The 10,287-nt window shown below is 66.5% G+C and carries 10 protein-coding genes and 1 pseudogene; all 11 read right to left on the bottom strand.

Annotated features, from left to right (window positions below; all coding sequences use genetic code 11):
- Positions 1–257: 257 nt before the first annotated feature.
- The 11 genes and pseudogenes from ACFDS3_RS16970 to ACFDS3_RS16920 all read right to left on the bottom strand — a co-directional run bounded on the left by ACFDS3_RS16970 (position 258) and on the right by ACFDS3_RS16920 (position 9,944).
- Complete coding sequence (locus ACFDS3_RS16970; RefSeq protein ID WP_375263538.1) at positions 258–518, bottom strand: hypothetical protein; 261 nt, start codon at positions 516–518, stop codon at positions 258–260.
- Between the two features lie 140 nt (positions 519–658).
- Positions 659–2,050, bottom strand: a complete 1,392-nt coding sequence (locus ACFDS3_RS16965; protein WP_375263537.1) for an NADH-quinone oxidoreductase subunit N — start codon at positions 2,048–2,050, stop codon at positions 659–661.
- A 1-nt stretch (position 2,051) separates the two neighbouring features.
- Positions 2,052–3,524, bottom strand: coding sequence for a NuoM family protein (locus tag ACFDS3_RS16960; protein ID WP_375263536.1), 1,473 nt, complete (start codon positions 3,522–3,524; stop codon positions 2,052–2,054).
- Between the two features lies 1 nt (position 3,525).
- Positions 3,526–5,451: an NADH-quinone oxidoreductase subunit L gene (locus tag ACFDS3_RS16955; protein WP_375263535.1), complete on the bottom strand. Its 1,926-nt coding sequence runs from the start codon at positions 5,449–5,451 to the stop codon at positions 3,526–3,528.
- On the bottom strand, positions 5,448–5,753 hold the full coding sequence (nuoK, locus tag ACFDS3_RS16950) for an NADH-quinone oxidoreductase subunit NuoK (protein WP_375263534.1): 306 nt from the start codon (positions 5,751–5,753) through the stop codon (positions 5,448–5,450). Before nuoK ends, ACFDS3_RS16955 begins: the two co-directional genes overlap by 4 nt.
- Positions 5,750–6,355: an NADH-quinone oxidoreductase subunit J gene (locus tag ACFDS3_RS16945; protein ID WP_375263533.1), complete on the bottom strand. Its 606-nt coding sequence runs from the start codon at positions 6,353–6,355 to the stop codon at positions 5,750–5,752. The genes nuoK and ACFDS3_RS16945 overlap by 4 nt, the downstream gene beginning before the upstream one ends.
- Entirely contained in the window at positions 6,352–7,212 is an 861-nt protein-coding gene (locus tag ACFDS3_RS16940; RefSeq protein ID WP_375263532.1) for a complex I subunit 1 family protein, read from the bottom strand. Before ACFDS3_RS16940 ends, ACFDS3_RS16945 begins: the two co-directional genes overlap by 4 nt.
- Positions 7,209–8,114, bottom strand: a complete 906-nt coding sequence (locus ACFDS3_RS16935) for a hypothetical protein (protein ID WP_375263540.1) — start codon at positions 8,112–8,114, stop codon at positions 7,209–7,211. The genes ACFDS3_RS16940 and ACFDS3_RS16935 overlap by 4 nt, the downstream gene beginning before the upstream one ends.
- Positions 8,111–8,437, bottom strand: a complete 327-nt coding sequence (locus tag ACFDS3_RS16930; protein WP_375263539.1) for an NADH-quinone oxidoreductase subunit A — start codon at positions 8,435–8,437, stop codon at positions 8,111–8,113. The genes ACFDS3_RS16935 and ACFDS3_RS16930 overlap by 4 nt, the downstream gene beginning before the upstream one ends.
- Positions 8,438–8,537: 100 nt before the next feature.
- Positions 8,538–8,814: pseudogene (locus tag ACFDS3_RS16925) on the bottom strand (phage integrase N-terminal SAM-like domain-containing protein); the annotation flags it as partial.
- A gap of 200 nt (positions 8,815–9,014) precedes the next feature.
- Entirely contained in the window at positions 9,015–9,944 is a 930-nt protein-coding gene (locus tag ACFDS3_RS16920) for a bile acid:sodium symporter family protein (protein ID WP_375263531.1), read from the bottom strand.
- Positions 9,945–10,287: the final 343 nt, after the last annotated feature.

Genomic DNA, 10,287 nt, shown 5'->3' with positions numbered 1-10,287 from the left:
CGACGGGATGGTGCAGATCGAAAGGCGCCTGGCCAGACGAGCCGGCAGGTGAGGCACGTGGCGCCGGGCGTGTGCTGGGGCGGCGAGTACCTCGAGCTTTTCAGGAAGCAACGCATCGGAAGATCAAAGATGTTTCGGACTCGAGCGCGTCACGAGTCACAAACGCGGAGCTGAAGCGCTTGGTTCTGAAACGGGATCAGGAGAGCCTGTGCGTCGAGTGCCGCGGTTTCAGGGCGTGATCTGCTGACAGCGGCGGATCATGGTCCACCTGCGATGGAGCCGGCGACGACCATGACGATAGCGTCAACATCGATCGCCCCGATGATCACAATTCGGTTGCCGTCCTGCCGTATCTCGAGTTCGGAAGAGTTCTCCGCCTGACGCTTCAACTCGTCGATGATTGCTTCCCTCAACTGCTCTTCCATCGTATTTCCTCTTGCTGTTTCTGTTGGTCCGAAAATCCGGTTTGAGACTGGCCGATCGGTCGCTCGGGCGAATGCAACCTTCAGTCCGGTCATTCATAGGAGCGCTCGCTCCTCAGTGCCTGCCATACTCTCGTCTCAAGATCGATGATGGAGGCTCTCACTCTCTGCGAGCGCCGAATACGTGCGCATCACGCTCGTTCGGAAATTCTTCAGCACATCCGGCGCCCCCTCGGTCAGGGTAGCAGGACGGCAGGCAGGGCGGACCAGAGCGGCGACCAGGCGAGCGTCGCTGCCAGAAGCAGGACAAGCGACAGCCACTTGGTGCCCCGTGTGCTCCCGCCCAGGGTTGCGGCTTCGGTTTCGGAGGCTCCGAACACGGCGGGGCCCACTACTCTCAGGTAATAGAACAGCGACAGCACGGTGTTGGCGACGGCCAGGATCGCCAGCCACGCTAGCCCCCCCTCCAGTGCCGCGGTGAAGAGCGCGAATTTGCCGAAGAAACCCGCCAGTGGCGGAATGCCGACCAACGAGAGGAAGGCGACGGCCAGCGCGACCACCGGACCCGGGCGGCTACGAAGAAGACCGGCGTAATCGGTGATCGACGTGCGCCCTCGCAACTCGGCCACCGAGGCGAAGGCGACGATGTTGGCAATCCCGTAAACGCCCATGAAGGCGATCAGCGCCGGCAGTGCCTGTGGTGCGTGACCGGCCACCGCAACGGCCATCAGGGCGTACCCGGTCTGGCTGACCGAGGACCATCCGACGATGCGGCGCACATCCTCCTGCCAAAGCGCCGAGAGATTGCCTACCGTCATCGTCACCGCCGCCACGACGGCAACCAGAAGCCCCAGCGCCTCGATCCCGGGCGCCAGAGCCACGAGGCGGTAAAGCGCGATGGACCCCGCGATCTTGGGCACGACAGTCAGAAAGGCGGCCGCGGGGACGGGCGCGCCCTCGGCGACGTCGGGCACCCACGTATGAGCCGGCACCGCGCCCATCTTGAAGAACAGGCCGGTCAGGATCAGAGCGAGGCCCGTCAGGGCGAGAGGGCTCTCGGGGATCGAGCCCGCCAGCTCGGCATAGGCGGTGCTGCCCGCCGTCCCCATGACGAGGACAACGCCTGTCACCAGAAGCGCGTTGGCCAGCGCCCCGACCAGGAAGTACTTCATTCCGGCCTCGAGCGAAATTGCCCAGTCGCGGTGATAGGCCGCCAGCACGTATCCCGTGACCGAGGACAAGAGCACCCCGATGACGATCTCCATCAGGTCCGCCGCGCCCGCCATCGCCATGGCTCCAAGCGCCGAGAACAGGAACATCGCGTAGACCTCTCCGTGCCGCCGGTCGCTGGCAAACCAGCGCGGCGACATGCCGATGCACAGCGCCGTCAGCCCTATGATCAGAAGCCGCGCCCACGCCGTTGCACCGTCCAAGGCAAAGGTTCCCGAGAAAGTCAGCCGGTAGGCGTCGGCCTGCGCATGAGCGATGCCCGCGGCAACCGCCAGACCGGCCAGTGCCAGTGCGGCGCACCAGCCATGGCGGCGCTGCGGCAGGACCATCGCGAGCAGTAGTACGGCCACCGCCGTCAGCAGCACCGCCAGTTCGGGGGCGAGATCGCCAATGGGCATCTCAGCCCCCTGCGCCGAGAACCGGGATCAGCACGCCCGCGTCGATCAGGCCCAGCAGCCACGCCGGCCAGATGCCGATCAGGACGACCAGCGCCAGAAGTGCGGCAAGAAGCGCGATCTCGACGCCGGCGAGGTCGGTAAATCCTGCACGCTCTTTCGGCAGGTCCCCGAAGAACATCTGCCGCAGCATCCGAAGGAACAAGGCCGCGGTGATGAGGATCCCCAGAAGGCCGATGGCCGCGAGCCAGGGGTATACACCGAAGGCGCCAAGGAAGATATGCAGCTCGGCCACGAACCCCGCCAGCCCCGGCAGGCCCAGCGAGGCAAAGGCCGCGAGCGTTGCCGCCCCGGTCAGACGTGGGGCGGGCCCGGCAAGGCCGCCAAAATTGGGCAGGTGGTAGTCTTCCGCGCGCTGCCAGACCGCCCCCGCGATCAGAAACAGCGCCCCGGTGATGAGGCCATGCGCGACCATCTCGAGCACCGCGCCCGTCAGGGCAAGCTGCCGCGCCGTCTCGGACCCCAGTGCCGAACCTGCGACCGCAATCCCCAGCACAGTGTATCCCATGTGGTTGACCGAGGTGTAGGCGATGCGGCGTTTCATATTGTCCTGCGCGAAGGCGACGATGGACCCCCAGAGGATCGAGATCACGCCGACGATCGCCAGCGGAAGAGCCCAGCGGGCGAAGGTCTCGGGCATCATCTGGAGCGGGATCCGGATCAGCCCGTAGGTCCCCATCTTCAGCAGCACGCCGGCCAGGATCGCCGAGGCCGGTCCGGGCGCGTTCACATGTGCGGGCGGCAGCCAGGTGTGGAACGGGAAGACGGGTGTCTTGATCCCGAAGCCGATGACGAAGGCCAGGAAAACCAGCCCCGGCACCACGCCCGCGGCGGCCAGGGGTGGGCTGTCGATCATCGCCCGCATGTCGAAGGTCAGCGCGGGCATGTTCAGTGCCAGAACGATGATCCCGATCAGGATCAGAAGGGAGCCCGCAAGCGTGTAGACGAAGAACTTGAGCGCCGCATGCTGCGCCTCGCCATGCCCCCACCGGCCGATCAGGAAGTACATCCCGACGAGGCTCAGGTCGAAGAAAACGTAGAACACGATCAGATCGAGCGTCACGAACAGGCCGATCGACACGCCTGCGAGGAACGCCATCCAGGCGTAGTAGGCGCGCGCGTTGTGCAGGTCGATGGGCCAGGCCGTGGCGGCGACGAACAGAAGTGCGCTCATCAAGGCCAGCGTCAGCGACATGCCGTCCACACCCACGCGCCACGCTATGCCAAGCTCGGGCACCCAGGGAACCTCGGCGACGGCGCGAAAGCCTTCCCCGCCACTTATCCACACCACGACCAGCGCCAGTAGCGATAGCGCCGCAGCCACCGTGGCGGTCCAGCGCGAAACCGTCTCGCCCAGTGGCGCGACGGCCAGGGCGCCCGCAGCGAGAAGGGGGATGAGAATCGCGAATGTCAGCACGTCAGCCTCCGAGGATGAGAAGCGCCACGGTCAGCGCAAAACCGGCCGTTACGATTGCGTAGTAATGGTGGGCGAGGCCGGTTTGCAGCCGGCGCAGATCAGCGCCGGCCATGCCTGCCAACCGCCCCGAGCCGCCGGGGATCAGATCGCTCAGCCGTTCGCCCAGCCCCGCCCCAATTGCGGCGAGGGCCGATGTCCCGGCGACCACTGCTCCAACCGCGCCGCGCCACGTCCGCCCTGTGCCCTTCATCGCCCGTTTCGCCGTCCCGGGCGCCAGTCCATCGATGATATCGTCGTCGGTGCGTGACAGGGTGCGCGAGAGGATCCCCGCCAGCGCCGCCGCACCGCCGGGAATTACGTCGATCACGCCGTCATCGAACCGAGCGGTCGCTTGCGCGAGGGCATGGAAGGGACGGATTGAGCCGTGCTCGTACAGCGCCGGCAGGCCCAGCCATTCCCGCGCCGGTGCCTCTTGCCCGCTACGTGCCACGTGAAGCCCGGCGAGGACGCCCAGTGCCACCACCGTCAGCGATGCGATCAGCCAAACCCGTGATCCTTGCGGCAGGTCGGCCCCGACCCATGACGCGGCGGCTTCGTGTACCGCGGGCAGCCAGAGCGCCGACATCAAAAGCGTTGCTCCCGATAAGAGCGCCAGACCGCCCATCTCTCCGGGTCGGGTCCGCCCGTCACGCGCCTCGCCGGGGCCGAAGGCCGCGACCGCGAAACAGGTTGCGTAGGCGGCGCTCAGTCCTCCGGCGAGGACTGCGCAGGCGGCCCAGAAGACGCCCGCATGTTCGATGGCCTTGACCATTGCCTCTTTGCTCCAGCCCCCCGAGAGCGGCGGCACGGCCGCGAGCGACAGTGCGGCGATTGCCGTCAACGCAGCGGCGAAGGGCAAGGTGCGCGCCAGTCCCATCTCGCGCAGATCGAAGCTGCCCGTCACGCGATGCCCGATGCCAGCAGCGCAAAACAGCGCCGCCTTCGTCGCCGCATGAACGATCAAGTGCAGGACGGCGACGCCCGGATAGCCCGCGCCAACGGTCGCGATCATCAAGCCCATCTGGGCCGAGGTCGACCCTGCCAGCAACTTCTTGGCATGGGTTTGCCGCAACGCTACGACGCCGCCGAGGATGGCCGTCCCAAGGCCGACCACCATCGCCACCACGCCGAAGCCGGGTGCTGCCGATAACTGCGACTGCAACCGCGCGAGGATGTAGGCCCCCGCCGCCACCATGGTCGCCGAATGCAGCAGCGCCGAGACCGAGGTCGGGCCGTCCATCGCGCGGAACAGCCACGGCGCAAAGGGCACCTGGCCGGCCTTGGATATCGCCGCCAGGAGGATGCCGAACGCCGCCAGGATCAGCGGTCCGCCCTGCAGCGCTCCGAGAGCGTCGTAGCTGGCGCTGCCCGTTGCGGCGAAGGTGGCCATGACGGCGAGGAACAGGCCGAGGTCCCCCGCCCGCGTGAGAACGAAGGCGAAATTGGCCGACAGCCCCGGCGCCTGCGACCGCCATTTGTGTCCGATCAGAGCCCAGGAGCACGCACCGACGATCTCCCACCCGATCAGGAGGGTCACGAGGTCAGCGGCAATCACGACAAGTTCCATCCCGCCGGTAAAGATCAGCATGAGCCCGACCAGGCGCGGTAGTCCCGGTGCCTCTTCGTGGGAGGCCGCGAAGATCGTGATGGCGAGCAGGATCGCGGGCACCGTGATCGCGACGGCTTGGGCGAGCGGGGGCAGAGCCGCCTGCAGCACGATCGTCTCGGACCAGGCGATCCGCCCGTTCTGGTCGTCCGCCACGACCGCCAGCACCAGCGTCGCCAAGGCTCCGACCGCGCCAAAGGCTCCGACCCGCATGCGGGAGCCGCCCATAGTCCAGGCGCCGAGGCCCGCCAGGACGGGCAGATATGCCAGTGCCCAGATCACTGTTTCAACGTCCCGATGCTTTCGGTCATGTCGGCCTGCCGCTTACGGTAGATCGCCACGATCAGCGCGAAGCCGATCGCCATTTCGATCGCCATCACGGCCATTACGAGGATTGCCAGAAGCTGCCCCTCGGGCATTCCGCCCAGGGACAGCGACCAGAAGCCGATGATCGCCAGAAGTGCGCCGTTCAGCATCAGCTCAAGCCCCATCATCAGCATGACGAAGCTTTGCTGGCTAAGCGCGCCATAGAGCCCGATGCCGATCAGCGCGGCGGCTCCCAGGAGGATGATGGTCAGGGTCATCCGTGGCCTCCGTGGTGGTGATGGCCCCCGCCGCCGTTGTCGGGCTTCCGGCCAGCCGGCTCGCCATCCGGGGCCAGGCCGGGAGGGCGCGATCCCTCATCGGCGTTTCCAAAGCGGCCTTGCCGGGACGACAGGATCACGGCGCCAACCATGGTCGCCAGAAGGGTCACACCCGCCGTCTCGAAGATCAGCATCGACGGACCCAGCAACTCGTGGCCCAGCTCGGCCACCACGTCGGCCTCGGAGAGGACCGGGTTCGAGGGCAGTGGCGACAGCAAGACGGCCGCGCCAAGCGCGAGTGCCGCCACGACGCCTGCGCCGATGGAGAAGCGGTGCTGGTGGACCATCGACATCGGGTTGAGGCCAGCGGGATTCATCATGAACATGACCATGAAGATCGCCATGACCATCATCTCAACCGCCATCATGAAGACCGTGGCGACGCCGATGTAAGGGGCCGAGAGAAGCACGCCGATGCCGCCGACCGCGACGAAGGACAGCATCAGCGAGAAAGATGCGCGGACCATGGAATCGACGCGGAACACGCGCCATCCGGTCCAGACGGCAAAGGCGGCAAGCAGGGCGACGAACAGGTCGGTCACAGTGCGATCACCCCCGATATGGCCAGATGCAGGAAGGACAGCGGCAGAAGCACGACCCAAAGGATCGTCAGCATCCGGCTTGGCGTGGTGCGCGCGATGCGGCGGCCCAGCCATGCGAACGCCGCCACCAGCGCCGCCGTCTTGATCCAAAGCCATACAGGACCCGGCAGCACCGGTCCCAGCGGTCCGCCAAGAAAGACCGTCGCCGCAAGCGCAGAGGCCGAGACCAGCATCGCCGCGCGTGCAACCTCCCAAAGGGCGCGGGCTGAACCGCTTTCATCGGCCGAGGTGCCGGTGGCGATGTCTGCTGCGTCGGCGAAATCCATCGGCCCGCGCAGTGTCAGCGTCAGCACCACGATGGCGAACAGCGGCAGGCCCAGCGGCTGGCGGGCTACGTTCCAAATCTCGCGCTGGCTCTCGACGATGGCGAGCAGGGACAGGCTCTCGGCGGGTAAGGCGGCGGCGATCAGGACGAACATCGACGGCAGCATGACCGGCAGGGCGATGGCGACGTAGCGGTAGGCGCCGATCAGCGGGAATGGCGCATTCGGGGACCAACCGTGCAGGAACACCGTGACGATCGTCAGGGCCTCACAGGTGCCCCAGATGACGATGCCGACCGGACTGTCGAGCAGCGCGAGGCCGGGGGCGAACGGCACGACGGACAGCCCGGCCGCAGCGAGAGAGAAGTACCAGACCGGCGCCAGATCGCGGTTCAGCCGGTCCGGCCCTTCGGTCTCGATCCGTTGCCGCGCGACTTGGCCGGTCAAATCGCCGATCCGCCCGTCCATTGCCACGGCAAGAAGCGCGCCCAGCGAGAGCGTCGCGACGACGGCAAGGACGAGGAGAACGATCATGCGGCCTCCGGCATTCTCGCGGCGCGCAGGATCGCGGAGGGGGGGAGGGAGGCCAGCACCAGCATCGCCTCGGACCATTCGAGGCCCGGCAGAAGCTCGGAAAGGTCTGGGGCGGCGACGGCGGGCGTGTCGCCTGCAAGGAACGCGGTGAACCGGTCGCGCGCATTGCCAGCGCCCTCGATCCGCCCCAGCTCGCGCGGCACGGCGCCGCGAACCCAGAACCCGCCGGGGCGGCGACGTTGAATGGACCGGCGGGCCGGCCCGTCCAGACCCAGAAGCGTCAGCATTCGCGCCGCACACAGTTCGGGCGCGTCGGCATCGATCGGCTGGGCGAAGGGCGGGTGCAGCACTGTCGCAGCCACGATCACGTCGCCCTGAAGCGTCACCTCAAGCACCAGCCCCGGCGGCAGCATCGGCGCGAAGGGGCCGATCCGCGCGGTGTAGCGGTCAAGCTGTAGCCCGTCGCGGATGTCCTCTCCGGTCATCGCCATGGGACGTCCATAGGGCGTGCCGCCCATCATTCCCTTGCCGCCCTGTCCGTGCGGGCCAACGCCCTTCCACTCGTTGGGCGGCTGGTCGGGCAGGTGATCGCTCTCGTCGGCTTCGCCCGCGCGAATGTCGCGCCACGTCGCCGCGATCCGTTCCGCCATGGCGTCGGCAGTCTCGCCGGCGGTCGTCCAGCGCAGTGTAACGCGAGGATGGGAAAGCTGGTCGTGCACCCGGCTCAACGCCTCGGCCGCGGTGCCCGGCATGTCACCCGCGACCAGCAGAATGCCAGCGTCGCGCGGCGTCAGCGCCCGACGCAGCCCGTCGCGCGCCAGAAGCCGCTCCACCGGCGCCTGCCAACCGGACCCGATCGCGGCAAAAATCGAGGCGGGATCGGGGGAGGAGAGACCCGTCATTGCCACCGGAACACCCCCTCGCGCCAGCCATAGAGGATGCCGACCGACAGGATCGCAAGGAACATGCCCATCTCGGCGAGCGCCTTGATGCCTTCCGAGACGAAGACCACGGCCCACGGATACATGAACATCATCTCCATCTCGAAAGCGATGAAGACCAGCGTCATGGTGTAGGGGCGGAAGTGATAGCGTTGCCAGGCATGCGCGTCGGGCGTGCCGCCGCCAAGGAAAGGGGCCGCCTGCGGCGCCGTGCCAGCGGCGGTCCGCTGCGTCGCCCGCACGAACAGCGCGGCAAGACCCGTCCAGCCCAGTAGAATGATCAAGGTCTGCAAACCGCTGCGCCCTTCTCGCTACTACAGAGCCAAGTGAGCGGAACTGCAGTAAGTTCCGACGCGGTCTCCACGCGGCGGCTGGAGCGAGAGACGTTACGGCCGCGGGCAACTTCCGCGGCTGGCGCCCGAACTGCATGTAGCGCTTCATCTCCTCTCGCTCGCAGGTCATCCCGAAAGAAGAACCGCAGGGCGACGATGCGGGCGTCAAACGTGGTCGGCGTGATGCCCGGGTCGGCCATGTGCAGCTGGTAGGCACGCAGGTCGTCCGGCGTGGCCGTATCCGGCGAGCGCCCCAGGAATGGGGTAAAGTCCTTGATCACCCTGATGTGGAACTTCTGGGCTTTGTCGCCCAGGCCACGGACGTGCATGTCCTCAATCATCCGTGCGCGCAGCGGTGTGGTCTTCTTCTCCACTGTAACATCTGACGGTTGAGAAGGTCCCGATCTTCAGGCCAAGAAGCCCGACCGGAGAAGTGAAACGGCCAGATCAGCGTCGAAGACCTACAGCGGGCGGCCCTGCCGCGAGAGCGGCTTAGTCCTCGAGCCCTTCCGCGACATTGAGCAACGGGTTATTGTCGCCATTTCGAAGCGAGCATCTTTGCCGCGATGGGTGAGGTGATCATTTGGATCACAGCGAAGAAGGCCGCGGGCACGGCGATCTCGGACGGCAGACCCGACGCGGCCACGAACGCGGCTGCGATGCTGAATTCCTTCTTGCTGGTGGTGAACAGGAAGGCGATCAGCTCTTCTCGATCTGCCGCGAAGAACTTGGAGATCATGCCAACGGCATAGCCGATCAGGATCAGCGTCAGCGCCGCCACGGCGATCACGACCGCATACCAGCCATAGCCGATAACCGTCGCAGCATTGGGTCCGACCACGGCCAGCAACAGGACGAGGTAGAGCACCGAGCCGAGCGCGGGCCAGGCGAAGTCGAGGCGTGAAACCTGCTCCAGAAAGCGGGTGCGTAGCCATACGCCGACTACCGTGGGAACGAGAACAATCAGGACAAGCTCCAGCACGACCGCCCCCACGGGCACGGTCAGCTCAATTCCCGTCAGCCACAGGAACAGGAACGGGATGATGAAAGGCGAAAGAGCGGTGTTGACCGCGTTCAGCACCGCGGCCAGGGCGACGTTGCCGCGCGCAAGCAGGACGAGAAGAGGCGCCGAGACATCGGTCGGCAGCATTCCCACCAGCGTCTGACCCGCCGCGAGTGGCCCGGTGCCGAAGAAGATCCGCCCGGTCAGCCATCCGGCCAGCGACATCGGGCCGTAGACGAGGCCGAGTGCCCAAAGCTGCCGGTCCGGCTTGCGAAGGACGATCCGCACCGCCTTGGCATCGAAGGTCAGGCTGATGACCAGCATGAGCAGCGCCAGGAGCGGGCTGATGACAGCTTTCAGCGCGAACCCGATCGCAGGGGCGGCAAGGCCAAGCGCCGCAGTCGCAACTGCCAGGAGCAGCAGGTTGTTCTCGATCAGCCGGAAAGCTCCACGCATCGCTGTCTTCTTTATGGTTCCGATGTGAGGGACGTTTGCCGCACTTGGCAAAGAGAAGGAACCGCCCCGTCACACCCGGCCCAGCGACTCTAGCAGAAATGCAGACCTCAGCGATCAATTCCACCTGTCAGGCAGTTGCTGGTGGGACCGCAGCCGCAAGAGGACGCCGGTTTCTTGACTGCCGCCCTTCGGCGCCAAAGGACATATCCGCCAAGGGCGAGCAGTATCGCCAAGCCTGCTGTGATCTGACCGAAGACTGCCAGCCCGGCGCCCCCCGCAGCGAAGAGCGCCACCACCGGCGTGATGATCAACGGGGCGCAGCAGACGGCACATGCTGCGACAA

The organism is Palleronia sp. (genome assembly GCF_042089775.1).
Classification (GTDB): domain Bacteria; phylum Pseudomonadota; class Alphaproteobacteria; order Rhodobacterales; family Rhodobacteraceae; genus Palleronia.
Note: the sequence above shows the minus strand (reverse complement) of the source record. Positions and strands in the feature narration are given on the sequence as shown.